Consider the following 23,026-nt stretch of genomic DNA (forward strand, 5'->3'; position numbering starts at 1 on the left):
CTGCGATATTGATCTAATTCATTATACGTTTTTTAACTGATTTTTGAGCCGATTACAGCGGGTAGGCTAGTGTTGTTAAAATATAACTTAACATAATATTAATTATAAGACTGAAACATTATTCTGGCTTTACAGGCTGTTTACTGGTTTCATTGCTTTATTTATCAGATTACACTACATTAGCTATACAGCATTCTACCAAAACCAAATTTTATGAGCAGCAAGCAGGAATTTACTTATCCAAAAATTTATTTGTATCGCCGAATTGTACAGTCAAAATTATTTATCGACAGCAATTACGCTAAGCATATCGATTTGGATAATATTTCTGACGAAGCTTTTTTTTCTAAATTCCATTTCATCAGGCTCTTTAAAAATGTTTACGGAAAAACGCCGCATCAGTATTTAAAAGCCGTCCGCATTGAGAATGCCAAGAAATTACTCAAAAATGGTGAATCTGTATCGGAAGTTTGTTTTTTAGTGGGTTTTGATAGTTTAAGTTCATTTAGCGGTTTATTCAAACGCATGGTTGGCCAGTCAGCATCAACATACGCAGCAATACACAAACAAAATAAAGCTTTAGCTGCTAAAACACCATTGGCTTTTATACCAGGTTGTTACGCTTACCAGCACGGGTGGTCTGAAAATAGCAATTTTGAAGAAACCGACCTTTAAAATGACGGTTATCTTTGTCTAACATTAAACTTAAAACGAAAGACAATGATTACCAAAATGACCGTTACCAATATCCATGTAATTGACCAGAATAGCGCCTACGATTTTTACGTTAATAAATTAGGTTTCAATCTTGTTGATGATATTCCGATGGGCCCCGATACCAGATGGCTTACCGTCTCCCCTCCTGATCAGCCTGATTTGCAACTTGTGCTGTTTCCGGTAAAAGTGAGTAAAATGTTCCCAAAAGAAACCGCTGAAACCTTGATTTCGCTGATTAAACAAGGGATTTTCGGCTGTGGGGTGCTTACCTGTAACGATATTTTTGCTACTTACGAAGAGCTTGTTGCTAAAGGCGTCGAATTTATAAAACCGCCATCAAAAGAGTTTTATGGCACTGAAGCCTTGTTTAAAGACGATTCTGGTAATTACTTTTCGCTACAACCCTTAAATAACTTCGGCAATGAAAACAATATTTGATCAAACGGTAAGAAATGAGCTTACTAACCGAATCGGTAAATTATCGTCAGAAAGTAAGGCTGAATGGGGAAAAATGAATGTTTACCAGATGACGAAACATTGTAATCGTTGGAATAACTGGGTTTTAGGAAAAGAAGATTATGCGGATTATACTTATAAGCAAGATTTTATCGGAAAGATTTTTGGTAAATGGGCTTTAAAAAGTAATACCAAAAATGATAAACCAATTGGAAAAAATATGCCAGCCGGGAAAGCTTTTACCATTAAGGAAATTGATGGTGATGTAGAAGCGCAGAAAATAAAATGGATACAACTGATAGCTGACTATGAATACTTTTCTAACCCTGGTTTTGTACACGATTTTTTCGGTAAAATGTCTAAAACGCAAATTGGTACTTTTGCCTACAAACATTTCGATCATCACCTAAGGCAATTTGGCGTATAAATAAAACAATTGTAATTGCCGCTTGTATTTTTAGCATGTACGATCATTATAGTTTTCAGGATGCCACTGCTTACCAGATTGAACTGGCCAAACAACTCAGGTTTGAGCAGATTGATCAGATTGAAACCATTGCCGGTGCCGATATTTCATTTAATAAATACAGTACAACGATGTACGCAACCATTGTAATACTCACTTATCCGGCTATGGTTTTAAAGTCCTTCGCATTAGCTACTTACGAAACTAATTTCCCCTACAAGCCCGGTTTTTTAGGTTTTAAAGAAGTGCCGGCTTTATTGAAAGTCTGGGAGCTGATTAAAAACAAACCGGATGTGGTGGTATTGGATGGAAATGGGATTCTACATCCCAGACGCATGGGCGTAGCTTCACATTTTGGTATTTTGGCCAATCAGGCAACAATTGGCTGTGCCAAAAGCCTTTTGTATGGAGAAAATCATTTGCCGGCACCACTTAAATTCAGCACCACGGAAATTAAAAGCCATGGCGAAACACTCGGTTTTGCACTGCGTACCAAAAATAATTGTGCACCAGTTTATGTATCGGCAGGACATTTAACTACGCAGCGGCAAAGCCTCGAAGTGATAAAAAATTGCATTGGCAACTACCGCATTCCGGAGCCCACACGCCAGGCGCATAATATTGTGAACGATTTTAGAACAGGTAAACTTAAAGCTGGTTTTCATGAAGTTTCACCAGATTTGACCCTGTTTTAATTACAGAAATCGTCCGCGTTTGTAACGCGGATGACCGAAAGAAGCGATTGCATCGCTTATCTATTATACTACACCCAGTTGATTCCTTTTTTCAGCAATTGCAAAGTTTCGTATTCTTCAGTATCAACAGCTGGATGTACATTGTAACCCCAATTGGCCTGCGGCGGTAAGCTCATTAAAATAGATTCGATACGACCATTGGTTTCCAGGCCAAATTTTGTTCCTGAATCATAAACGAGGTTAAATTCTACATAACGGCTCCGGCGCTGGTATTGCCATTCTTTATGTTGTTCAGTAAATGCTTTATCGCGATTGCGGTCAATCAGTTCGGTATAAATGGGTAAGAAAGTTTCGCCAACATTAATCGAGAAATCTAAAATCTGTTCCCAGCTTAAATTAGTATTTTCAGGTTTTAAACGATCGTAAAAAATACCACCAATGCCACGGGTTTCTTCGCGGTGTTTAATGTAGAAATAATCGTCGGCATGCGTTTTAAACTTTGGATAAAAATCCGGGCTAAATTCGTCGCAAGCCTTTTTCAGTTTATGGTGAAAAAACCGGGCATCATTTTCGAAAACATAATGCGGCGTTAAATCAATACCACCACCAAACCAGCGCGTGGTTTCGTTCAGTTCGAAATAACGGATATTCATGTGGATGATGGGCACCAAGGGATGATTCGGGTGGATTACAATAGAAACGCCAGTTGCAAAAAAATCATCTTCTGTTACGTTGAAAGCTTTTTTAACCGCCTCAGGTAATTTACCGTGTACAGCCGAAAAATTTACGCCCCCCTTTTCAATTATTGCACCATTTTGCATAATCCGGGTACGTCCGCCTCCCCCACCGTTTCGCTCCCAAAGCTCCTCTTCAAACTTTCCTTTGCCATCGGCAATTTCCAATCCACGGCAAATCTCATTCTGGATTTGCTTATAACGCGCTGCTACTTCTTCTTTCAACATGATGGCTTTTTCTATTTCCATACAAATTTAAGGCTATTCAAATAGCTCTGCTGATTTATGTTTAGATAGTACATTTTATTGACATTGACTGATGAAACCAGCCAGATTTATTGCTCCAGATAGTTCAGATCTTTATTAAAACTTTCTTTTAAAGAAGCTACAGAAAGCATAGCGATAACTGTTAATATACCCATTACAATAAAAGCTGCAGAAACGATATCGTAGCGGTGCACAAACAATTCAAATACAAAGGTTATCGGAATTAAAGCGCCGCGTACAAAGTTAGGCGCAGTTGTAGTAACAGTTGAACGGATATTGGTACCAAACTGCTCGGCCGCGATAGTTACAAAGGTGGCCCAATAGCCTACAGCAAAGCCCATAAACAAACAAATAAGAATAAAATTGCTTTCGGTTAAACCTGTACTGGTGAGGTAAATAATAACCGTAATTACCGATAAACCCTGAAAAATAAGCACGGTTTTCTTACGCGACCTTAAAACTTGTGCTAAAACGCCGCATACCACATCGCCAATGGCGATACCGAAATAAGTATACATAATTCCAGTACCAGGATTTAACAATTCTTTTGTGCCTAAAGCTTTACCTATTTCAGGCGATTGAGTAACCAGAATGCCGACAATAAACCAAAGCGGTAGCCCAAGGCAAATACAAGCCAGGTATTTTAAAAAGCGTTTGCGATCAGAAAAAAGCATGAAAAAGTTACCTTTTGAGACCGCTTTATCCTGCTCGGCATTCTTAAACATCCCCGATTCGAAGGTACCAACGCGTAAAAGTAACAGTAATAATCCCATTCCACCACCTACAAAATACGAGGTTTGCCAGGTAAAATGTTTCCCAATAGTAGCAGCAGCTGCAGCGCCCAGCAAGCCTATTCCTGCTACAACCATAGTTCCGTAACCACGTTTTTCTTTGTCCATGGTTTCAGTAACGAGAGTAATCCCCGCACCAAGCTCGCCGGCCAAACCAATTCCGGCTATAAACCTGATAATGGCATAAGTATGCACATCGTTAGCGAAACCATTTGCAATGTTCGCCAGCGAATACATCAATATAGAGCCGAAAAGTACCTTAATGCGACCAAATTTATCGCCAATAATCCCCCATAGCAAACCACCCAGCAGTAAACCAAACATCTGCATATTGATTACATATTCTCCTTCCGTACGCATGTGCTCGGCTGAAATACCAATTTCGGTAAAACTTTTAATCCTTACTACCGAAAACAATACCAGGTCATAAATGTCAACGAAATAGCCCAGAGCGGCTACAATGACTAAGAAGGTTACATTACGTTTGTTGGTTTGGGCTTGCTGGTCCATTTAAATATTTGGGTTTAATCGCTGAAAGTACGCATTAACACAAATAAATTAAAATAGATTTTAAAATAAAAGCCACACCTGGTTTGGTGTGGCTTGTAATCTGCTTAATGAAGCATTTGTTTTGTGGTATCAGGCATTTTTTTGGTCGTGTCGGTCATTTTCTGAGTTGTATCCATCACTTTGGTAGAATCCATCTTGGTACTGTCTGAAGAACCAGCCATATTTTTAGACGAATTGCATGCTGAAGTGGCTATTATCAAAGAACCAGCAAAAGCAAGACTTAAGATTGTTTTTTTCATAGTTTTTATTGTTATCTATCCTTCTAACAACCTTATAATCATTTGGTTTTAATTTTCTTTACCAGCAAATGTATAGTTTTAGGCTAGCCAATTGATTATCAATCGCTAAAACCAAAATTACCCCTGATGTATTTTAAGCTTATTCAATAATTCTGGCGAAACATTTTCGGCATAAACGCCATAGCCATCGACCAAAACACCTTTCAAATTTCCGTTATTCGATGAAATGGCATATACCACCGAACTATCAGCCGGATCAGTCATACCTTCAAAACGATAAACTTCCTCAATTTCAAACTCCTCTGGCCTCAGGAACAGATTGATCTGTTTGCATTCCAGTCCAACAGCGGTTAAATTAAAATCCAGGGTATAGCCCCGGTGGTCTAAGTCGCTTAAAGCGGCAGTAATGGTATCGTATACATGCATAACCTAATTTACGGAAATATTACCAAATCAACCACCATAAAACTTTAAAAGGTGCTAAAACTTTCTGATATTAGTAAGTATGATTATTTCTCAAAACACCCTTAAATGGGTAATGCGCTTTTACCCTCCCTTGTTTTTTCAGCGCATTTGGGTTCAGAAATTTGAAAACGACTTTAGAAGCTGTACGGTTAAAGTAAGCAAAAGCTTCCTGAATAAGAACTACAACGGCTCTATTTTCGGCGGAACAATTTATGCAGCAACCGATCCGTTTTATGCTTTATTATTTGATCAGTTAATGCAGCGTGAAGGTTTTAAGGTGCGTGTTTGGCTTAAAAGTGCCTCTATACAATATTTAAAACCGGGGCGTTCGGCTTTATATTTTACCATTACCATAACCGACGAAATGCTTGCAGAAGCCACATATGCCTTAAAAACCGTTGGAAAGTTTGTAAAGGCTTACCCGATGGAAATTATCAATAAAAACGGCGAATTGTGTGCTACTGTAATGAATGAAGTATATGTAAGAAACCTGCACCAGGGCGAAACGCCTCGTGTTGCCTATTAATTTTTAGCTTATGCCAAGTATCAAGAGTTTAATTATGCAGGGTGAAGGTGTTATGCTCGATTTCAAGAAAACCATTAATAATACCGAGAAAATTGCCAAAAGCCTGGTGGCCTTTGCCAACAATAAAGGCGGCAAATTACTGGTTGGCGTAGCTGACGATGGTTCCATTAAAGGCGTAAAATCTGAAGAGGAAGAAAAATACATGATTCTTACTTCGGCTCACCAGTTTTGCAAACCAGCAATTGAACCCCGTTTTGAAGAAATTTATGTAGACGACAAACTGGTGCTGGTGGTGGATATCCCCGAAAGCGATACCAAGCCCCATTATGCGCTTGATGACCAGGGGAAATGGTGGGCTTATATCCGCATTGATGATAAAAGCGTATTGGCCAGTAAAATTATTGTAGAAGTACTGAAAAACGATTACAAAGATAAAGGCGTACTGATTTCGTATTCGGATAATGAGAAAAAACTACTTCAATATCTCGATGAAAACGAAAGGATAACACTCAAAGAGTTTAGCAAACTGATGCGCAGCTCTTACCGAAAAGCACAAAAGATATTGGTTAATTTAATCCTGACGAATGTGATCAAATCGCATACCACCGAACGGGAAGAGTATTTTACAGCGGTAAGGTAGAAAGACAAAACCCGTCATTTATCCATTCCGCTTCCCTCCGGGATCGTCACCCTAAATAATACGTCACCCTGATCCGATAGCTATCGGATTTGTTTCAGGGTCTCTCTAAAAAACAAGAGATACTAACCGGAACGCAGTTATCAGCCTTTTTAACAATAAAAACAACACTGATAACTATCGGATTCATTTCATTGGCTCAAATTAGTAATTACGTAATGAATTAAGAGATGCTGAAACAAGTTCAGCATGACGACCGTGATCAAAGATGCCGTATTACTTTTCTACACCCCTATTTTTTGAGGTTTAAAAACCCGACCTTTGCACACCTATGTTTACTACAATTTACCAAAAATATAAACCCTACTATAAAGAAAATCTCCACCTTGCCCTCCCTATTGTGGGTTCGCAGGTTGGCCATACGCTGGTGCACATGGCCGATAGTATTATTGTTGGTCATTTTACCGATACGACACAGCTGGCTGCCGTATCGCTCGTAAACAGCATTTTTATTTTAATTCTCGTTATCGGATTGGGTATCTCCTATGGCTTAACCCCACTAATTGCACAGGAAAACGGCAGGCAGAACTACGAAGAATGTGGTCGCTTATTGTCAAATAGCTTAATTATTAATGTGCTGATTGGTATTGTACTTTATTGCCTGGTGCATTTCGGGGTGCTATTGATTATCGATCACCTCGATCAAACACCGGCAGTGGTAAATTACGCTAAGCCTTACCTGGGCCTGCTTTCGGTCTCCATTATCCCCTTACTAATCTTCCAAACTTTTAAACAGTTTGCCGAAGGTTTGGGCTTTACGAAACAGGCCATGTTTGTATCCATCTGGGGGAATGCATTAAACATTACTTTGGGAATCATCTTCGTTAAGGGCATGTTCGGCATTAAACCTATGGGCGTAAGCGGTGTGGGCTGGAGCACTTTAATCGACAGGCTTTTAATGGCGACGGTAATGTGTATTTACGTATTACGTTCAAAACATTTCAAAAAATACCTTACCAATTTCAAGATTACCTTCATGGATAAAGTTCGCGCGGTCAAGATTATTAAAATCGGCGCTCCTGTAGCCATGCAGTATTCTTTTGAAATCAGTGCTTTTAGTGGTGCGGCAGTACTGATTGGTACCATTGGGGCAACAGAACAAGCCGCACATCAGATTGCCATTAGTTTAGCGGCCATGACTTATATGATGGCGAGCGGCGTAGCTTCGGCAGCAACCATTAAAACCGGCACCAATTTCGGCAAGAAAAATTTTGATGATCTGCGTAAATCGGCGATTGCCAGTTACCACGTCATTTTACTATTTATGACTTGCTCAGCCATCATTTTTGTGCTGGCACACAATTTTATGCCCTTTATTTATACCGAAGATTTATCTGTAGTGGCCATTGCAGCTCAATTGTTAATTATTGCAGGCTTTTTTCAGCTTTTTGATGGTACCCAGGTGGTAGGCCTTGGTGTATTGCGCGGGCTTGGCGACGTAAACATCCCAACTTTTATTACATTCCTCGCGTATTGGGTAGTCGGAATCCCTGTAGGTTATTTATTGGGTTTTAAATTCAACTTGGGTGTAAACGGCATCTGGTACGGACTAACGTTTGGTTTACTAACGGCTTCTATCCTATTGTTTTTAAGGTTTCAGAGTAAAACGAAGACCTTAACGGAGAGTAATTAAATAGAAAAGCCCTAATCAATAGAAAATTCGTCATTGCGAGAAGGAACGACGAAGCAATCTTTTAGTGTAATCTACGGTGATAGATTGTTTCGTCGGCTGAAAAGCCTCCTCGCAATGACGATATTTACTTGCCACCTACATTTACCACAACACCAATGGTAAAGATAGAATTGCCCGCAGACATATATTTGCGGCTCTTTAAGCCAATATTACTACTGGTGGTATATTGTAGCTGAAAAGTCTTACTTAAAGCCATGCGTGTGAAGAAAATAGGCTCAAAGAAAATATTATCTTCTTTAGGCTGAACCACACCATTTAAAAAGAACCTGTCCATTTTTACGTGGCTAATCCTTAATGCTGTGCCATAGTTAATCGGGAAATCCTTACCAAACAAATGGAGGTTGTTTTTCTTTTTAGAACTGTAATTAACCTGCAAAAAGGCTTTACGGTAATCTACCTCCTGCAATTCGCTGCTAATCAACACATCGTCTTTAAAATCGCGGAAAGTAATGTCGCTCCAGCCCTTACCTACACCACCGTAAATTTCGATAATGCGGTTATTGTCAGGACCAAATGTATCAAAATAACCTCCTCCAATTTCAATTAATTTATGTCCAAAATCTTTGGTTTTTCTTTCGCTGTTCATTCGCGAACCGCTAAAAAGCACACCAATATGGTCGGTAACGGCATAAGCGCCATTAATACTGGCATTACCCTTTAAAGAAATGTGACCGCCGCCGCTAAATTCGCCCTGTTTGCTCAGCATTGGGGTATTGGGAACATTAGGCATATAAACTGAAGAACAACTGGCTGCAAAAAGCGCTAAAACCGGAAGGGAAAAACGTAAGTATTTAATCATAGATGCTATATAAACTGATTTTGAAGGCAAAAATTGTGCTAGTGTTCCATTTTCATAAAATCCATCACCCTTTTAAACTCATCGTGTAAACCTGCTTTGAGGTGTATTTGTTTGTGGCTAACCGGATGCATAAATGAAAGCTCAGAAGCATGCAATAACATCGTAGTCATATCCCATTGTTCTTTGAAAAATTTATTCTGTTTGTTACAGCCATGTGTCCTGTCGCCGATTATAGGATGCAAAATATGACTGAAATGACGCCTTAACTGATGCATACGCCCTGTTTTGGGTGTTGCTTCTACCAACGAATACCGTGATGTGGGATGTTTACCAAAAGCAACGTCAACTTCTGCCCTTTGCAGCGTCTTAAACGAAGTGAAAGCATCCTGCATGGTGCCGTTTTCTTTGGCCAGGGGATAATCTATATCCATTGTATCAGGCGTATAGCCACGTAAAATAGCCAGGTACTTTTTGTCTGTTTCAGCATTCATAAATTGCTGATGCATAGCTATTTCCGATTGCTTATCAAAAGCAAACAATAAGATTCCGCTTGTTTTCCTGTCCAGCCGGTGCACCGGACTCACATGCTTACCCACCTGATCTCTAAGCAGCTGCAAAGCAAACTCTGTGGCATCGCGTGCAATAGACGATTGATGAACCAGCAAGCCATGTGGTTTGTTGATCGCAATCAGGTTTTCATCCTCGTAAATAATCTCCAACATATCGGCGCGAAGATAAGGATATTATATTTTTGACGTAAGCGCCTATGCAAATAAATCAAAAGCCAACCTATAGGTATTGCAGTGTGCATCTACAATTTCCTTAATATCGGCAGAATAACCACCACCCATACTCACCTGCAAAGGCAAGCCTTTATCTTTACAGGCCTGCAAAACGATGCGATCCCGTTCTTTACAAGCTGCTTTACTTAATGCCAGCTTACCGAGTTTATCTGTTGATAAAACATCAACACCTGAAAGGTAAAAAACGAAATCAGGTTTCGACCTTTCAAAAGCGGTTTTAAGACTATCATGTAACAGCGACAAGTAAGCCTCATCTTCCATTCCGTCGGCTAATGCCACGTCTAAATCTGAAAGCTCTTTCCTGAACGGGAAGTTTTTATCGCCATGCATGGAAAAAGTAAACACTTTAGGTTCATCCTGGAAAATTTCGGCAGTGCCATTTCCCTGGTGCACATCTAAATCGATAATTAATATACGATTAGCTAAATCATTATTTAATAAATAGTTAGCTGCAACCGCCTGATCATTCAGCAAACAGAAACCCTCCCCCCAGTTACTGCCTGCATGATGCGTTCCGCCGGCGACATTGAAAGCAATACCTTGTTCCATAGCATAGTGCGCACCATCTATTGTACCTTGTACAATGCGGAGTTCCCGTTCGAGTAACTGTGCAATTAAGGGAAAACCAATGCGGCGCTGATCGCGGGGCGACAGTGTTAAATCGCGCAATTGCTCCCAGTATTCTTTTTGGTGGGTTGAGCGAACTACAGCTTCCGCCACACAATCTGGATGAAACAAATTATGCTGCGCGATAGTACCTTCATGCAAGAGCTGACCAGGTATCAACTCATATTTGAGCATTGGAAAACGATGACCTTCGGGCAATGGATGTGCATATAATTCGTGCCAGGCAATTTTAATCATTAGCTCAAAATCTCCTCAACGTGTTTTTCGATATTGGTACAAATCTGATCGACAGGTAAATCATTTGCATCCTGCCCAAATGGATCTTCTATTTCTTCAGCTATTAACTCCAAACTCGCTAATACATAGAGAATAAAAGGAACAATTAACACCAAATAATACCCCAGACTGAACACCCAGCCAATTGGAATGGTTAACACGTATACGAAAATGAATTTCTTAATAAACACACTGTAAGAAAAAGGAATCGGTGTATTTTTAATCCGCTCGCAGCCTCCACAAATATCAGTAAACTGATTTACATCGTTGGTTAACACAATCAGCTGCTCCTGTGAAATCAAACCTCTTCTGAGCAATTCGTAAAGTCTGGAAATCATACTGCTGGCTATTTGGTTTGGAATATGCTTATGCTCTTCAACCTCGATCAAAAAGCTGTTTTTGCCAAAATACTTCTTTTCCCTTAAATGTTCTTTTAAAGCAAATGCATATTTGGGAATTCCATATTCAAAAAACTTCAAATCTTCTTCAGGCAGCTTCAGTGCTTTAATTTTCATCGCAAAATTACGACTTACGTTGGTCAAGCCACCAAGAAGTTTCCTGCCATCCCACCACCTGTCGTAAGAAGTATTGGTACGGAACACCAGCAGCATAGAGATTACAAACCCCAGCAAACTATGCATCATACCGATATTACTCACGTAATCGCTTTTGGATAATTTAAAGACATTAAGCTCGAGAAATGAAACCAAGGCCGAAAATGCAGCCACACTCAACATTAGTGGCCAGAGTTTACGAAAGGTATCGGCCTTATGGATATGAAAAATAAAAGTAAACCAATCTTTGGGGTTGTAGTTAATCATCTTGTGTATGCTGTATCATGTAGTGTTTGGCTGTAATGAATTTACAGTCTCAATATTACAAAAAAAGCAGGTATTGTTTCCAATCCTGCTTTCCAAATTTGTATTACAAATCTAAAATTTTATGGTATCGTGTTTGCCCAGATCCGGAGTATCGCCGGTAACAACTGCTTTGAGCATACTGAAGAGTACTACGATTTTGGAGGCCGAAGCATCCCAATATTCTGCTTCTTCTGGCGTAACCTTGATCAAAATTAACCTTGGATCTTCAATTCCATCCGGAAACCAGGCTTTAATAAAAGGCGAAAAATAGGCTTCTTTTCTTACCGCATCATCTACCAACTCCGCTTTTCCTTTAACAGTAAGGTAAGTATTCTTTCCCGGATCACTGTAAGCCAGTAATACCTGGTCATCTTTTGATATCTCTTTAATCTTTGGTGAATATTCGTTGGTATAAAACCACAAAGAACCATCATCCTCAATTTTAGCCGTTCCCATAGGCCTGCTACCAAAACCATCGTGCGCAGAAAAAGTAGTAAACATACAGGTACGGACACTTTCTGCCATATCTTTCAATATGGCAATATTTTTTTCGTTTTTCATCGTAATTATCTTTGTATGAAAAACAGCAGCAAGTATAAAAGGTTTTAAATAATCAACCCTTATTGGGCTTGCTCACATATTTATTGCCTTTAACGAAAAAGCGCCATGGCAGTAAGGCGTGCTCCTGCGCGTAAGCAATACCAACCCTTGGCGACGCTGCAATTTCATCGTCGCCATACCTGATTTTATGATCCTCTACCCAAATTTCATTGCCCTCCAGGTGTTTAGCGTTAAAACCTTTATCAATCCCCAATGCTTTAGCAGCAGAACCCGGACCGGCAGCTATTGCGCCTTTGGTAACAGGCATTTTCCGACGGGCTTCAATGATATCGATACCAACAAGTGGCTCAATACCCCTGATTAAAACAGCATGTGGCTCATTTTCAGCAGCAGTTACGATATTAAACAAATGGTGCATGCCATAACAAAGATAAACATAAGCAATGCCGCCTTTCGCATACATGGTTTCGGTACGGTTTGTACGCCGGCCGCCATACGCATGCGAAGCCTTATCTTTTACCCCAAAATAAGCCTCTGTTTCGACAATTATACCAGCGGTTATCTCGTCACCTATTTTGGTGTACAGCACCTTGCCAAGCAAATCTTTTGCAAGCGCAACAACATCTTCGTTGAGGTAATATTCAGATTTTAACTTCAAAAATTATTTAGATAAATTATTTAACAAAACAGAGATAACCTGCTCTAAATAAAGTTGATCTGTATTATCAAATTTATCTAAAACCTCGCTATCCACATCTAATACACCTATTACTTCACCATCAACGATTAAAGGAAGCACGATTTCTGATTTAGATGCAGAAGCACAGGCAATATGACCAGGGAACTCCTCTACATCGGGTACAATTATGGTTTCGGCCTGCGCCCATGAACTGCCACAAACACCTTTTCCTTTTCTAATACGCGTACAGGCAACCGGCCCTTGAAATGGCCCCAACACCAATTCGTCTTGCTTTACAAGGTAAAAACCTACCCAAAACCAGTTAAATTGTTCTTTTAATGCGGCTGCCACATTAGCCATGTTGGCTACAAAATCGGTTTCACCATACAGCAAAGCCTCTATTTGAGGGATAATAGATTGATACTGCGCTTCTTTTGAGGTATTACGGGTTATTGTTAAATCTTCTGCCATTTTATTTATGCTATAACCAAAGTTAAGTATGATTTACAAGAACTCATGCACCCGCAGATTTAATGACGAAATTTTGAATGAGAACCTATCCTGAAATTCGTTAGTTTTGACAATTGAAACCCCGATTGCTTTGATAACAGCCTTAACCATTACAAAATTCCGCGGCATTACGATCCCTTTTGCTTTTATGGGCATGGCAGTTTTGCGCCTTCCGTTATGGCTTAACGGCAAATGCCGCTTCTGGAAATTAATGGGCAGTGGCAAAAATGCCCAGGTAGACCTGGCTCCCGATTATAAACACTGGGCCATACTCACCACCTGGGATAACCAACAAGACTGCGATACTTTTTACCGCAAATCACTGGTCATAAAATGGTTTAACTTTTTCGGAATTGAAAGCTGTACTATTTTACTGAAAACTTTATCCAGTCATGGACAATGGTCTAAAAAAGAGCCTTTTAAAGCAAAAAACAATACCACTCAATATACAGGAAGAATTGCCGTAATTACCAGGGCAGCCATCCGGTTTAACCGCCTGAAAGAATTTAAGCACAACGTTAAAAGAGCAGCAGAAGCCATGCGGATTTCTCCTGGTTTTATCCTGGCTGCAGGAATAGGTGAAAACCCTTTTGTGGATCAGGCTACTTTTTCGATCTGGGAAAACGCCGAGAGCGTAAAGAACTATGCTTACAAAACTTTTGACCACGCCGATGTAATTAAGCTCACCAGGGAACGTGAATGGTATAAAGAAGAACTCTTTGCGCGTTTCGAAATTATATCAAGCGAGGGGCATTTAAACGGCAAGGCCATTAACGATTACCAGCCATTGATTTAATCCTTTTTAACCATATTATATTTTAAAATGAGAGTAATAGCAGAATTACCACACCCTGAATGTAAAATCACCATCTTTTCGATGAACCAGAAGTATATTGTAAAATTTGAGCAAGGAACCTTTGAGCAAAGCTACAAATTAGCCGAACTGGATTTAAGTGGTGGAGGTGTAAATGATGTATTCGAAATACTGGACGAAGCTTTTATTGCAACAGTTATTGAGCGCTTTAAATTAATGCGTACAGATTTCACTGCAGCCTACAACAGACATCAATACTAGCTAATAAAAACATTGATTCACAGCAACTTAATTACTTAATCAGAATTATATTTTGATTTTTTGAATGTTTTTGAGCTAAAAAACAACCTATACATCAGCAATTTATTTAACATAGCAACCATAACTAACTGATATAATGATAAATAAACTACTAAGAAAAATATAATTTCGAACGCTTATTTCGCCAAATATATGGGAAGTGAGGTGATTAAGCTTAAAAATAAATTCAATATTAACCATATAAGAAATATAAGGCAGCGTAAGTTTTTAATACCTTAAATGACCTATATGCTTGAAATATTAATAGCATATTTTGACGCTTTAAGATTCCCGCATGCGCGGGAATGACGAAAAGCCAATAGAACGTCTAAGCTTAAAACCTAAGCAATCACCGTATCGTGCACCACTACCCTGTACCAGTTTTTAGAGAATTTTTCTACTGCATCCAGGTGTGTTTTATCTTCCTGATAAGCGTTGTGATCTTCGATGCTGGCAAATGTTATGGTAAGCGAATAAGTAAAGGAATTATCCGTAACCGGACGTACCGGCGTATTAGCAGCTAAACCGTAATTTAAAGTTTTAATGTATTTAATTGGCTTTAAGCTCTCGAAAAAATTAGCAAACTCAGCTATTTCATTTTTGGTTAACTGTGGTTTTAACCAGAACATTACAAAATGTTGAATCTGGCCTTTATCTGCTGTTAAGTGATCTGTCATAAGGAGTATTATTTTGCGCAAGATAGAAATGATTTTTTGGTGCACAAAAAAAAAGCGTCCCGATGTTAAATCGGGACGCTTTTTAATATGAGACAGGCTATATATTAGTTTTGAACACGGCCTGATTTTTTATCTTCTCCTCTACCAATCAGGTAACCACCACCAGCACCAACTAGGCCACCAATAATAGCTCCCCTGCCTTTTTTCTTATCAATTAAAGCTCCACCTACGGCACCAGCTGCACCACCAATTACAGCACCTTTAGCAGCATCACTCCAACCTTTTTTCTTAGCGGTTGGTTGTGTACCACCATAAGCACCACTTGAGCTACCGCCTGAACTGGCGTAAGATCTTGAAGAATTAGCTCCTGCTCTTCTCGCAGCTGCTAATTCAGCCTGACGTTTAGCTTCCTTTTCTTGTTCAACTTTTGCTACTTCAGCTTTTTTAAAGCTATCTAAACGTAAACTGTCTTTTACCGCTTTGATGGCCAGTTGTTTTTCTGCTTGCTGTTGTTTTAATGCTGCTTCTTCTTTTGCCTTATTGTTACAGGCAAACATAACAGAACTTAATGCGATTACTACCAATATCCTTTTCATAACTTGTAAATTTTAAATATGACGCCAGTTTAGCTACCTAACCTCGCTAAACGGTTTCATTTTGGATTGTGCGATTTAGTTAATTATGGATATTAAAGAAAAAATGATGCCAAAATGTTTTAAAAAGAAAAAATTATTCTACCAAATCGGTATACCAGAACCCGGAAAGTGCGCTTGAAGCACAGGGAGCATCATTTTCGGAGGAAGTTTTTGCCGGAGCATTATACGTCCTGAAAACCTGCTCACCAACCGAAAAGTTAATTTTTTTCTTGAAAATTGGTCCTTCAAAGGCAAAAGTATGAAACTCACCGTTTTCACCACAAGGATCAATTTCTGCAGGAAGCTGGTCGATCAGCGCTTCAGTGATTACTTTTCCACAAATATCTTGCAGATTCTCTTGTGTACACACGATGATGGTTTTATAGTTCAGACCTATAAACTCGCTGATCATTTGCCTGGTATCTTTTTGCCACAACGGAAAAATAGCCTTTAGTCCAATTTCGGTCAGTTTATTTTCGCGGTATTTACGTAAGTCTTCGAGAAAAATATCGCCAAAAACCGAGTGCGTAATGCCCTCTGCTTTAAATTTATTCAGGTGTTCGCGCATGGTATTGTCGTAAGTTTCCATATCGGGCATTTCGCCCAAACGGATCTGATACAAGGGGATACCAATACTATCGGCTTGTTTAATCAGCAAAGCTTCCCTTACACCATGCATCGAAACGCGGTTATATTGCTCGGTAACGGTGGTAACCAGATAGCGAATTTCCAGTGTTGGATCCTGAAGGGCATAATGCAACGCGAGTGTACTGTCTTTTCCGCCACTCCAGTTAAAAATGCAGATTTTCTTATCCATTCGTTAAAATACTTCTCAGCTGCTCCATTCCATTTACCGCATTTTGTTCGATGGTAATTACATTCTGATAGCGTTTAACATCAGGAGTTTTAGGATCGATGATATATTTATTGACCTGACGCGGTACGAAATCAATCAATCCGGCCGCAGGATAAACTGCAAGCGATGTTCCGATCAGCACAAACAAATCAGCTTTCTCGCAGATTTTTGCAGCGACTTCTATCATGGGAACCGCTTCGCCGAACCATACCACATGGGGCCTCAGTTGCGAACCTAATTTGCAGCGTTCGCCCATTTTAATTTCGGTGCCTGCAATAGGATACGTTAAGCTGGGTCGTAAGCTTGATTGCGAACGTGTAATGATGCCATGCAAATGCGTTACTTTGCTTGATCCGGCACGCTCGTGCAAATCATCAATATTCTGGGTAATAATTTCTACATCGAAATCCTGCTCCAGTTCGGCCAGTATACGGTGCGCTGCATTGGGTTGTGCAGCAACAACCTGTCTTCTTCTTTCGTTATAAAACTCCTGCACCAAGTCCGGATTTCTTTCCCAGGCCTCTGGAGTAGCCACATCATATACGTTATAGCCTTCCCACAAACCATCCGAATCCCTGAAAGTCTTTAACCCACTTTCGGCACTGATCCCTGCTCCTGTTAAAACAACTAATTTCATTTATTTTATATTTCTAATCCCTGCCGACCTGAAAAGTTTAGCAAGTTGTTCGTATTTGCCGAAGCATGTTTCCCCAAATGTTGTTGTGTGGGTTCCTTTGTAATTTTTGCTTGTCCATATTTGGTGGCCCGTTCCAGAAAAACAGATGTTTATCGAGAAGAGAACCTTATCATCACTATCTACATATAAAATTGCATTTTCTGGTTGCTTACACTCAAATACCAGAATCTTTGATGGATAACCAGTATAGTTATATCCATATATTATATTGAAGAGCGAGTCAGTTTCCGCTTGCGTTAATAAATGCTGCTCCGTAACAACATCATTATCAATCTTTTCATTTTTTAAATAAGAAACCTCTTTTGCAGAATCATTATTTTTAAACGAAACAAAAATAATTTTTTTCACCCACGAATATGCTTCATGTTTTTTTACAGATTTTAACTTCCAGCCATATCTATATCCAAACTTACACTGACAAGCTTTAATATATTCTGCCACTGCCGAATCAGTATATTTTTTTTCTTGTGAACGACATAATGATGAATAAAGGAAAATACAGGCGAGCGTTAATAAGATATATTTCATACTAATATTGAAGTATTAAATTTTACAAATTTTTTAGCTATCAATCCATCAGCTTTAAAAACCTCAGGATGAAACATGCAAGCTAAAGCTTCGATACCAGCCACCAAAGTACCTACACTGGGTTGGGTAAACATATCAAAATCGGCAATGTATACCTCATTGTTTTTTACAGCTTCGAGCTCATTCCATCCGGCTCTAGTGGTAAGCAGGCTCATTTCTTCGAGACTTCGTTTCTGATCAAAGCCACAAGGTGCTATAACCAAAACCTCGGGATTATATTTTACAATCTTTTCCCATGGGGTGACAATTGAATCGCCTGCAGGGTTCGAAAGCATATCAACCCCTCCGGCAGCAGCAATCTGAAAGGGAATCCAGTGCCCGCAATTGTAAACCGGCTCAATCCACTCCATCAGCATTACCCGTTTTAAAGGCGATTTGTTTGCCCGTAACTGATCTAAAATCTGATCGGTTTTCTGCTGCAGGCGTGCCAGATAATTAAAAGCTACTTCTTCTTTTCCTAATGCCCTGGCAATGGTAATGGCGCATTCGAAAACATCCTGCAGATTATTCGGCGAAAGCGGAACCAAAGTTGGCTGCTTGCTCAGCTTCATCACAGCAGTTTCGGTGCAAACGGTATCAATATTACATACTTCGCAAATATCCTGCGTAAACACAATGTCAGGTGCAATGCTTTCCAAAAGTGCATCATCTACCCAATACAGGCTTTTACCCTGCGCTTTGGAAGCCGAAAAAATCCGGTCGATTTCAATACTGGAATAGTTTTTACCCTCGAGGATGCAGCGTACAATTTTAGGTTGATCTGCTGCCTCTTGAGGACATTCGAAGGTTACCCCATACAGGTAATCCTGAAGGCCCATATCATAAATCATTTTGGTGGCAGCGGGTAAAAAGGAAACTACTTTCATAATATTTAAATTCGTCATCCTATCCCGATTTTATATCGGGATCAGGATCTCTTATTTTATTATTGGATGTCACAATGGCAACTACTAAGATAAAAAAATCCTCTTCTGAAATCAATTCAAAAGAGGATCTTCATGATTATTCTCATTTGGTTGGTGAGCCACCAACCGAGGAATGATCTAAATCTGGTATATTATACGGCTTGCGCGTTTAATTTCAATACCGGGTATTTTGATTTTAAAATTTCGAAAGCGCCAAAAAGTAAAGCGCCATAAATCACCGTTCCTTCCAGGAATCTAATCTCGAACGGAATGGCTTTAACCAGGCAGTTCCAGTAACCAGCTAAATCCTGGGTATAGGCCGGATTGTTAATCCAAACACCTAAATCGGTAACCAACCAGTGAATAAGCACAATGCTTAATGTAGAGGCTAATAAATTTACCACGTTTACATTCTTAAGCAAAATTCTGCCCACTAAAACCATTAAAGCAAAAGCAATATAGGTCCAGTACCAACCCTGATACAAAAACGAACCTCCGCTGTATTTACTGAAAATGGTCGAAGCTAAAATGAAGTCGCTCAAAAATAAACTCAATAACGGAAAAGCAAAAGCTTTGGCGTGATCTTTAAAATAAGCACCACCGAATAAAGCTACAGCTCCGATTGAGGAGAAATTAGCAAATTTCAATTCATCTGAATTAAATGTTACCAGCAAACGGAAAGCCGTAATCGCCAATATCATTAACAGCAGTATTAAGGTGCGCGGATTAAATTTTAAATGAGACATTGTATTTTATTGTTTAAGCAAAGTTAAATTTTTATTAGCGTATATTAAAACTTACGCCGGTATTAAAGTTAAAGCCTGGTGTATTGTAGCCAATAATTTCGCTGTATTTTTCGTTCAGGATGTTTTTGGCATCGAAGAACAGTTTTACTCGTTTTTTAGCCAAAGCATACTCTACGTAAGCATTTAACAATTTATACGAAGGCAATTCTTCGTTTAAATAAGAGATGAAATTGGTATCGAAGCGTTTACCAAAATAACGGTAATTGGCACTGATGTATAGGTTTTTAGTGGCTTGCGCACCAGCTGTAATACCGAAAGTATGTTTTGGTCTGCGAATCAGATAATCAACAGTTCCGGTATTTCCTTCTACATAAGCGTAATAACCATTCAGGTTAAACACGCTAAACTTTACTGCCGGTTCTACCTCTAGCCCTTTAAAATTCTGTGTACCCTGATTGGTATAGCCTGTAGTGTAAACAATGGCATCGGTTAAATCGCGTTTAAAGCCCGCTACGCGCAAGCTGAACTGATCATCAGCAAAGCTCAGGTTCACACCTGCTTCATAGTTCTGCGATTTTTCAGGTTTCAGGTTTAAGTTAGCACCAAACTGTCCGAAAAGCATATTTAATGTAGGTACTTTGAATGCGGTAGATACCGTTCCAAACAATTTCACTTCTTTGATAACATTGATGCTTGGTGTTACCGAATAGGTATAGTTTTCGCCATATTGATCGTGCTTATTGTAACGGCCGCCTACTTCGAGGTTAAACACACTTAAATTGTGTAAGAACAATGATCCGTAAGCTGCAAAAATATTGGTGGTTGGATTGCTTGTATCGGTAATTAATTTTGTTTTACGGTTATCGATACCTACCAATAAATCTAATTTATTACCCAGTTTCTGGTTGTAGAATAAATCGATTACGTTCATTTTACCATAGTTTACAAAATTGCTGGCAAAGCCCATGAAACTCGAGTTTACATCATTCGAATTGCTCTCGTGACTGTAATTCAAGGTAATTTTACCAGTATTAAGTTTATACTCGGCATTAAAACCACCGCTAAATTGCTTCAATATCGAATTATTGCCCGGTAAACCATCGGTAAATGCACCTTCATCTATTTTGTAGTTACCATAAAAATAACGTAAAAACGGATTAACAGAGAAACGCTTATCCAGTTGAATCCCAAAATTAGCGTTAACTCCATCAGTTTTAAAACCATCTTTATCAAATTCGGTTGTGCTGCCAACTGGCGCTACCGCTTCAGAAATACCATCGGTTTTAAGGTGTGTATAGTTGATGTTGTAAGAAAACCCTTCAACACCACCATTTAAACCAATTGTACCTTTATACGTTTCAAAGCTTCCGGCACTGGCCACACCATAAATGGTATTGCCCTTTGGTCCGCCTTTTTTAGTTACAATATTAATTACCCCGGCAACGGCATCAGAACCGTAAATAGTAGACTGGCCACCTCTTAAAATTTCGATGTGATCGATCTGATCGATTGAAAATAAACGTAAATCGAATGTACCGCTAATGCTCGATGGATCGTTTTGTACAATTCCATCAATTAAGATCAGGGTATAACCACTGCCAGAACCTCTGAAAAAGATACTTTTATCTTTTCCCTGGCTACTGTTTCCGCCACTGATGATGATACCAGCCTGCTCATTTAATAAATCGGGTAGCGATTTTCCGTTGCTGCGTTCCAACACCTCGCGACTGATGATGCTCACCACTTTACCGGTTTGTGATTGTTTTTGATCGTTTTTAGTGGCAGAAATTACCACATCTTTAAGCTGCAAAGTGTCTTTTTGCTGCGCATTAGCCAACTGGCTAATCATTAGCTGCGCCAGGCCTAAACCAGCTGCTGCTAAAATAGTTGTTTTGTTCATTTTGATGGTTAGTTTTACCTATAGCCAACAGATTGTAAAAGAAATGAAAATACGTAAACGTTAAGTACTTCAACCCCAGCTTCAATCCCCGAAAGCTATGAAATTAATGCTAAAGGCAGGTCTTCTGACTTACTCCCGGTTTTCTGCCTTCCCATGCCGACAAGCCGGCACAGTGGCGAAAGATTAGAAAAACCGTTACAGAGCTTACAGCTGCGGGACAGTTACAGATTTACACTGTATTCCCTTTTAATTCCGACTGTAAAGTCGGAAACCAAAAGCGCCGCAAATGTAACAAAAAAATTGTGATCACAATAAAATGTGAGTTTTGATGAATTGGCAGGGCTTTTCTATGAGGTATCCACTTTTTCCGGAGGTTTTTCAGCTTCACTGAACTCAGCCTGAGCTGATGATAAAATAGATATTCGTTATTACTGGCAGGCAATCTCAAATCAATGACACAGTTTATTGAATAGACCCGTGTTCATCGAGGTAGGGAAAGACTTTTATCTCTCGATGAGCGTTAATTTATTGCATAAAAATCAATATGAGTGACAGCCCCTTGCCGGGGTCGTCATTTCGAGCGGCCCCGATAGCTATCGGGGGCAACGTAGTCGAGAAATCTGTCTTAATAGATTTCTCCATTCCGCCACCGGTGAAGAACCGGCCGGCTCCATCCGATAGCTATCGGATCGAAATGACGATTCTTCTATTGGGTCTGTCAATGGTATTCGCCGAGGCTCCGAACGGCTTCTTTCTCGCTCCGAAATACTTTTTTATGCTTCGGAGTATATTCGCCGAGGCTCCGAACGACCTTTTTCTATCTCTGAACGTATTCATCGAGGTATAAAGCGTCTTTTTTGTACTTCAGCGTATATTCGGCGAGGTACTGAACGAGTTTTTTCTATCTCTGAACGTATTCGCCGAGGTATGGAGCGTCTTTTTTGTACTTCAGAGTATATTCGCCGACGTGCTGAACGAGATTTTTCTATCTCTGAACATATTCGCCGAGGTATGGAGGGTCTTTTTTGTACTTCGGAGTATATTCGGCGAGGTTCCGAACGAGATTTAAGTACTTCGGAGTGTGTTTTTTCTACTTCAGAAGACCAATTTAGTCTTCCGTAGTACTTTTAAATACCTGTCACGGCACTTTTTAATCTATTGGGTTTATTGTTCAGGCAATGTTTTTGGTATGTAATTCAATACTTTTTGAGTCTTGCATAATATGATTTGAGTATAATTAAATACAAATAGAGTCTTGTAAGATACCGGTTCAAACCAGATTGATCCAAATAAAAAAGGCCTGCAACAATAGACTGACCCCAAAAAGTTGGACGAAGTTACGCAATGTTTTTAAAGTAATGAGTTCGGTATTCCACCGGACTCATTCCATTTAAATTAATCCTTATTCGGTCCCTATTATAATATTTAATATACTTTCTAATTTCAGAATGTAATTGTGATACCGATTTAAATTCAT

The 23,026-nt window shown here is 39.4% G+C and carries 29 protein-coding genes and 1 riboswitch; of the genes, 9 read left to right on the plus strand and 20 right to left on the minus strand.

Going from position 1 to position 23,026, the window contains the following annotated elements:
* The first annotated feature begins 213 nt into the window (after positions 1 to 213).
* Genes OC25_RS18645 through OC25_RS18660 form a run of 4 tightly spaced genes read left to right on the plus strand, consistent with a single transcriptional unit; the run spans position 214 to position 2,334 of the window.
* Positions 214 to 675: a helix-turn-helix domain-containing protein gene (locus tag OC25_RS18645; RefSeq protein WP_039479153.1), complete on the plus strand. Its 462-nt coding sequence runs from the start codon at positions 214 to 216 to the stop codon at positions 673 to 675.
* A 45-nt stretch (positions 676 to 720) separates the two neighbouring features.
* Entirely contained in the window at positions 721 to 1,155 is a 435-nt protein-coding gene (locus tag OC25_RS18650; RefSeq protein ID WP_039479155.1) for a VOC family protein, read from the plus strand.
* Positions 1,139 to 1,600 (plus strand): DUF1569 domain-containing protein, encoded by a 462-nt coding sequence (locus OC25_RS18655; RefSeq protein ID WP_039479157.1) that lies wholly within the window; start codon positions 1,139 to 1,141, stop codon positions 1,598 to 1,600. Before OC25_RS18650 ends, OC25_RS18655 begins: the two co-directional genes overlap by 17 nt.
* Before the next feature lie 35 nt (positions 1,601 to 1,635).
* A complete protein-coding gene (locus OC25_RS18660) occupies positions 1,636 to 2,334 on the plus strand; it encodes an endonuclease V (RefSeq protein WP_039479160.1) in 699 nt (232 codons plus the stop codon).
* Between the two features lie 68 nt (positions 2,335 to 2,402).
* Here OC25_RS18660 and hemF read toward each other — a convergent pair whose 3' ends face one another.
* The 4 genes from hemF to OC25_RS18680 all read right to left on the minus strand — a co-directional run bounded on the left by hemF (position 2,403) and on the right by OC25_RS18680 (position 5,361).
* Positions 2,403 to 3,317, minus strand: coding sequence for an oxygen-dependent coproporphyrinogen oxidase (gene hemF / locus OC25_RS18665; RefSeq protein WP_425339072.1), 915 nt, complete (start codon positions 3,315 to 3,317; stop codon positions 2,403 to 2,405).
* A gap of 86 nt (positions 3,318 to 3,403) precedes the next feature.
* The gene (locus tag OC25_RS18670; protein WP_039479163.1) at positions 3,404 to 4,636 is read right to left on the minus strand and encodes an MFS transporter; all 1,233 of its coding nucleotides are present in this window, start codon (positions 4,634 to 4,636) and stop codon (positions 3,404 to 3,406) included.
* Between the two features lie 104 nt (positions 4,637 to 4,740).
* A complete protein-coding gene (locus OC25_RS18675; RefSeq protein WP_039479166.1) occupies positions 4,741 to 4,935 on the minus strand; it encodes a hypothetical protein in 195 nt (64 codons plus the stop codon).
* A 117-nt stretch (positions 4,936 to 5,052) separates the two neighbouring features.
* Complete coding sequence (locus tag OC25_RS18680; RefSeq protein WP_039479169.1) at positions 5,053 to 5,361, minus strand: hypothetical protein; 309 nt, start codon at positions 5,359 to 5,361, stop codon at positions 5,053 to 5,055.
* Positions 5,362 to 5,440: 79 nt separating this feature from the next.
* Between OC25_RS18680 and OC25_RS18685 the strand changes: the two genes are divergently transcribed.
* The 3 genes from OC25_RS18685 (at position 5,441) to OC25_RS18695 (ending at position 8,256) form a co-directional block, all read left to right on the plus strand.
* Positions 5,441 to 5,926, plus strand: a complete 486-nt coding sequence (locus OC25_RS18685; protein WP_039479171.1) for a DUF4442 domain-containing protein — start codon at positions 5,441 to 5,443, stop codon at positions 5,924 to 5,926.
* A gap of 10 nt (positions 5,927 to 5,936) precedes the next feature.
* Positions 5,937 to 6,566: an AlbA family DNA-binding domain-containing protein gene (locus OC25_RS18690; protein ID WP_039479175.1), complete on the plus strand. Its 630-nt coding sequence runs from the start codon at positions 5,937 to 5,939 to the stop codon at positions 6,564 to 6,566.
* Positions 6,567 to 6,894: 328 nt separating this feature from the next.
* The gene (locus OC25_RS18695; RefSeq protein ID WP_039479176.1) at positions 6,895 to 8,256 is read left to right on the plus strand and encodes an MATE family efflux transporter; all 1,362 of its coding nucleotides are present in this window, start codon (positions 6,895 to 6,897) and stop codon (positions 8,254 to 8,256) included.
* Positions 8,257 to 8,380: 124 nt separating this feature from the next.
* On the opposite strand, the gene OC25_RS18700 is transcribed toward OC25_RS18695, so the two are convergent.
* The 7 genes from OC25_RS18700 to OC25_RS18730 form a co-directional block, all read right to left on the minus strand.
* The gene (locus OC25_RS18700; RefSeq protein WP_039479179.1) at positions 8,381 to 9,115 is read right to left on the minus strand and encodes a hypothetical protein; all 735 of its coding nucleotides are present in this window, start codon (positions 9,113 to 9,115) and stop codon (positions 8,381 to 8,383) included.
* 38 nt (positions 9,116 to 9,153) lie between these two features.
* Positions 9,154 to 9,837, minus strand: coding sequence for a pseudouridine synthase (locus tag OC25_RS18705; RefSeq protein ID WP_039479180.1), 684 nt, complete (start codon positions 9,835 to 9,837; stop codon positions 9,154 to 9,156).
* A gap of 42 nt (positions 9,838 to 9,879) precedes the next feature.
* Positions 9,880 to 10,782, minus strand: a complete 903-nt coding sequence (locus OC25_RS18710) for a histone deacetylase family protein (RefSeq protein ID WP_039479182.1) — start codon at positions 10,780 to 10,782, stop codon at positions 9,880 to 9,882.
* The gene (locus OC25_RS18715; RefSeq protein ID WP_039479186.1) at positions 10,782 to 11,642 is read right to left on the minus strand and encodes a bestrophin family protein; all 861 of its coding nucleotides are present in this window, start codon (positions 11,640 to 11,642) and stop codon (positions 10,782 to 10,784) included. Before OC25_RS18715 ends, OC25_RS18710 begins: the two co-directional genes overlap by 1 nt.
* 111 nt (positions 11,643 to 11,753) lie before the next feature.
* Positions 11,754 to 12,242, minus strand: a complete 489-nt coding sequence (locus OC25_RS18720) for a pyridoxamine 5'-phosphate oxidase family protein (RefSeq protein ID WP_039479188.1) — start codon at positions 12,240 to 12,242, stop codon at positions 11,754 to 11,756.
* A 52-nt stretch (positions 12,243 to 12,294) separates the two neighbouring features.
* Positions 12,295 to 12,900 carry a DNA-3-methyladenine glycosylase gene (locus OC25_RS18725; RefSeq protein ID WP_039479191.1) on the minus strand — a complete coding sequence of 202 codons (606 nt, stop codon included), beginning with the start codon at positions 12,898 to 12,900 and terminating at the stop codon, positions 12,295 to 12,297.
* A 3-nt stretch (positions 12,901 to 12,903) separates the two neighbouring features.
* Positions 12,904 to 13,392 carry a GAF domain-containing protein gene (locus OC25_RS18730; protein WP_039479194.1) on the minus strand — a complete coding sequence of 163 codons (489 nt, stop codon included), beginning with the start codon at positions 13,390 to 13,392 and terminating at the stop codon, positions 12,904 to 12,906.
* Positions 13,393 to 13,498: 106 nt separating this feature from the next.
* Here OC25_RS18730 and OC25_RS18735 point away from each other — a divergent pair, with 106 nt between their 5' ends.
* Both OC25_RS18735 and OC25_RS18740 read left to right on the plus strand, forming a co-directional pair.
* Positions 13,499 to 14,227, plus strand: a complete 729-nt coding sequence (locus tag OC25_RS18735) for a DUF3291 domain-containing protein (RefSeq protein WP_245222073.1) — start codon at positions 13,499 to 13,501, stop codon at positions 14,225 to 14,227.
* Positions 14,228 to 14,254: 27 nt separating this feature from the next.
* Entirely contained in the window at positions 14,255 to 14,506 is a 252-nt protein-coding gene (locus tag OC25_RS18740) for a hypothetical protein (protein ID WP_039479198.1), read from the plus strand.
* A gap of 380 nt (positions 14,507 to 14,886) precedes the next feature.
* Here OC25_RS18740 and OC25_RS18745 read toward each other — a convergent pair whose 3' ends face one another.
* The 9 genes from OC25_RS18745 to OC25_RS28550 all read right to left on the minus strand — a co-directional run.
* The gene (locus tag OC25_RS18745) at positions 14,887 to 15,222 is read right to left on the minus strand and encodes a Dabb family protein (protein WP_039479201.1); all 336 of its coding nucleotides are present in this window, start codon (positions 15,220 to 15,222) and stop codon (positions 14,887 to 14,889) included.
* Between the two features lie 104 nt (positions 15,223 to 15,326).
* Complete coding sequence (locus OC25_RS18750; RefSeq protein ID WP_039479203.1) at positions 15,327 to 15,818, minus strand: YMGG-like glycine zipper-containing protein; 492 nt, start codon at positions 15,816 to 15,818, stop codon at positions 15,327 to 15,329.
* 133 nt (positions 15,819 to 15,951) lie between these two features.
* A complete protein-coding gene (locus tag OC25_RS18755) occupies positions 15,952 to 16,674 on the minus strand; it encodes a Dph6-related ATP pyrophosphatase (protein ID WP_039479206.1) in 723 nt (240 codons plus the stop codon).
* Complete coding sequence (locus OC25_RS18760; RefSeq protein WP_039479209.1) at positions 16,667 to 17,350, minus strand: SIR2 family NAD-dependent protein deacylase; 684 nt, start codon at positions 17,348 to 17,350, stop codon at positions 16,667 to 16,669. The genes OC25_RS18755 and OC25_RS18760 overlap by 8 nt, the downstream gene beginning before the upstream one ends.
* Entirely contained in the window at positions 17,351 to 17,938 is a 588-nt protein-coding gene (locus tag OC25_RS18765; RefSeq protein ID WP_039479211.1) for a hypothetical protein, read from the minus strand. It lies immediately after the preceding gene.
* Entirely contained in the window at positions 17,935 to 18,882 is a 948-nt protein-coding gene (locus OC25_RS18770; protein WP_245222075.1) for an ABC transporter substrate-binding protein, read from the minus strand. Before OC25_RS18770 ends, OC25_RS18765 begins: the two co-directional genes overlap by 4 nt.
* Before the next feature lie 173 nt (positions 18,883 to 19,055).
* On the minus strand, positions 19,056 to 19,649 hold the full coding sequence (locus tag OC25_RS18775) for a DUF6580 family putative transport protein (protein WP_039479215.1): 594 nt from the start codon (positions 19,647 to 19,649) through the stop codon (positions 19,056 to 19,058).
* A gap of 34 nt (positions 19,650 to 19,683) precedes the next feature.
* Complete coding sequence (locus OC25_RS18780) at positions 19,684 to 21,549, minus strand: TonB-dependent receptor plug domain-containing protein (protein WP_039479216.1); 1,866 nt, start codon at positions 21,547 to 21,549, stop codon at positions 19,684 to 19,686.
* Between the two features lie 97 nt (positions 21,550 to 21,646).
* A riboswitch (cobalamin riboswitch) is annotated at positions 21,647 to 21,840 on the minus strand.
* 1,046 nt (positions 21,841 to 22,886) lie between these two features.
* The coding region (locus tag OC25_RS28550; protein ID WP_156131529.1) for an IS3 family transposase at positions 22,887 to 23,026 on the minus strand (140 nt) is incomplete at its 5' end.

The organism is Pedobacter kyungheensis, from assembly GCF_000812965.1.
Lineage (GTDB): Bacteria > Bacteroidota > Bacteroidia > Sphingobacteriales > Sphingobacteriaceae > Pedobacter > Pedobacter kyungheensis.

What these genes read in the sequence shown, in the direction of transcription:
- hemF (WP_425339072.1), bottom strand. Translation starts at nt 3,317, where the DNA reads ATGGAAATAGAAAAAGCCATCATGTTGAAAGAAGAAGTAGCAGCGCGT.
- OC25_RS18740 (WP_039479198.1), top strand. Translation starts at nt 14,255, where the DNA reads ATGAGAGTAATAGCAGAATTACCACACCCTGAATGTAAAATCACCATC.
- OC25_RS18775 (WP_039479215.1), bottom strand. Translation starts at nt 19,649, where the DNA reads ATGTCTCATTTAAAATTTAATCCGCGCACCTTAATACTGCTGTTAATG.
- OC25_RS18710 (WP_039479182.1), bottom strand. Translation starts at nt 10,782, where the DNA reads ATGATTAAAATTGCCTGGCACGAATTATATGCACATCCATTGCCCGAA.
- OC25_RS18680 (WP_039479169.1), bottom strand. Translation starts at nt 5,361, where the DNA reads ATGCATGTATACGATACCATTACTGCCGCTTTAAGCGACTTAGACCAC.
- OC25_RS18745 (WP_039479201.1), bottom strand. Translation starts at nt 15,222, where the DNA reads ATGACAGATCACTTAACAGCAGATAAAGGCCAGATTCAACATTTTGTA.
- OC25_RS18705 (WP_039479180.1), bottom strand. Translation starts at nt 9,837, where the DNA reads ATGTTGGAGATTATTTACGAGGATGAAAACCTGATTGCGATCAACAAA.
- OC25_RS18685 (WP_039479171.1), top strand. Translation starts at nt 5,441, where the DNA reads ATGATTATTTCTCAAAACACCCTTAAATGGGTAATGCGCTTTTACCCT.
- OC25_RS18670 (WP_039479163.1), bottom strand. Translation starts at nt 4,636, where the DNA reads ATGGACCAGCAAGCCCAAACCAACAAACGTAATGTAACCTTCTTAGTC.
- OC25_RS18750 (WP_039479203.1), bottom strand. Translation starts at nt 15,818, where the DNA reads ATGAAAAGGATATTGGTAGTAATCGCATTAAGTTCTGTTATGTTTGCC.
- OC25_RS18700 (WP_039479179.1), bottom strand. Translation starts at nt 9,115, where the DNA reads ATGATTAAATACTTACGTTTTTCCCTTCCGGTTTTAGCGCTTTTTGCA.
- OC25_RS18650 (WP_039479155.1), top strand. Translation starts at nt 721, where the DNA reads ATGATTACCAAAATGACCGTTACCAATATCCATGTAATTGACCAGAAT.
- OC25_RS18720 (WP_039479188.1), bottom strand. Translation starts at nt 12,242, where the DNA reads ATGAAAAACGAAAAAAATATTGCCATATTGAAAGATATGGCAGAAAGT.
- OC25_RS18655 (WP_039479157.1), top strand. Translation starts at nt 1,139, where the DNA reads ATGAAAACAATATTTGATCAAACGGTAAGAAATGAGCTTACTAACCGA.
- OC25_RS18730 (WP_039479194.1), bottom strand. Translation starts at nt 13,392, where the DNA reads ATGGCAGAAGATTTAACAATAACCCGTAATACCTCAAAAGAAGCGCAG.
- OC25_RS18695 (WP_039479176.1), top strand. Translation starts at nt 6,895, where the DNA reads ATGTTTACTACAATTTACCAAAAATATAAACCCTACTATAAAGAAAAT.
- OC25_RS18770 (WP_245222075.1), bottom strand. Translation starts at nt 18,882, where the DNA reads ATGACGAATTTAAATATTATGAAAGTAGTTTCCTTTTTACCCGCTGCC.
- OC25_RS18660 (WP_039479160.1), top strand. Translation starts at nt 1,636, where the DNA reads ATGTACGATCATTATAGTTTTCAGGATGCCACTGCTTACCAGATTGAA.
- OC25_RS18690 (WP_039479175.1), top strand. Translation starts at nt 5,937, where the DNA reads ATGCCAAGTATCAAGAGTTTAATTATGCAGGGTGAAGGTGTTATGCTC.
- OC25_RS18760 (WP_039479209.1), bottom strand. Translation starts at nt 17,350, where the DNA reads ATGAAATTAGTTGTTTTAACAGGAGCAGGGATCAGTGCCGAAAGTGGG.
- OC25_RS18765 (WP_039479211.1), bottom strand. Translation starts at nt 17,938, where the DNA reads ATGAAATATATCTTATTAACGCTCGCCTGTATTTTCCTTTATTCATCA.
- OC25_RS18715 (WP_039479186.1), bottom strand. Translation starts at nt 11,642, where the DNA reads ATGATTAACTACAACCCCAAAGATTGGTTTACTTTTATTTTTCATATC.
- OC25_RS18675 (WP_039479166.1), bottom strand. Translation starts at nt 4,935, where the DNA reads ATGAAAAAAACAATCTTAAGTCTTGCTTTTGCTGGTTCTTTGATAATA.
- OC25_RS18645 (WP_039479153.1), top strand. Translation starts at nt 214, where the DNA reads ATGAGCAGCAAGCAGGAATTTACTTATCCAAAAATTTATTTGTATCGC.
- OC25_RS18755 (WP_039479206.1), bottom strand. Translation starts at nt 16,674, where the DNA reads ATGGATAAGAAAATCTGCATTTTTAACTGGAGTGGCGGAAAAGACAGT.
- OC25_RS18780 (WP_039479216.1), bottom strand. Translation starts at nt 21,549, where the DNA reads ATGAACAAAACAACTATTTTAGCAGCAGCTGGTTTAGGCCTGGCGCAG.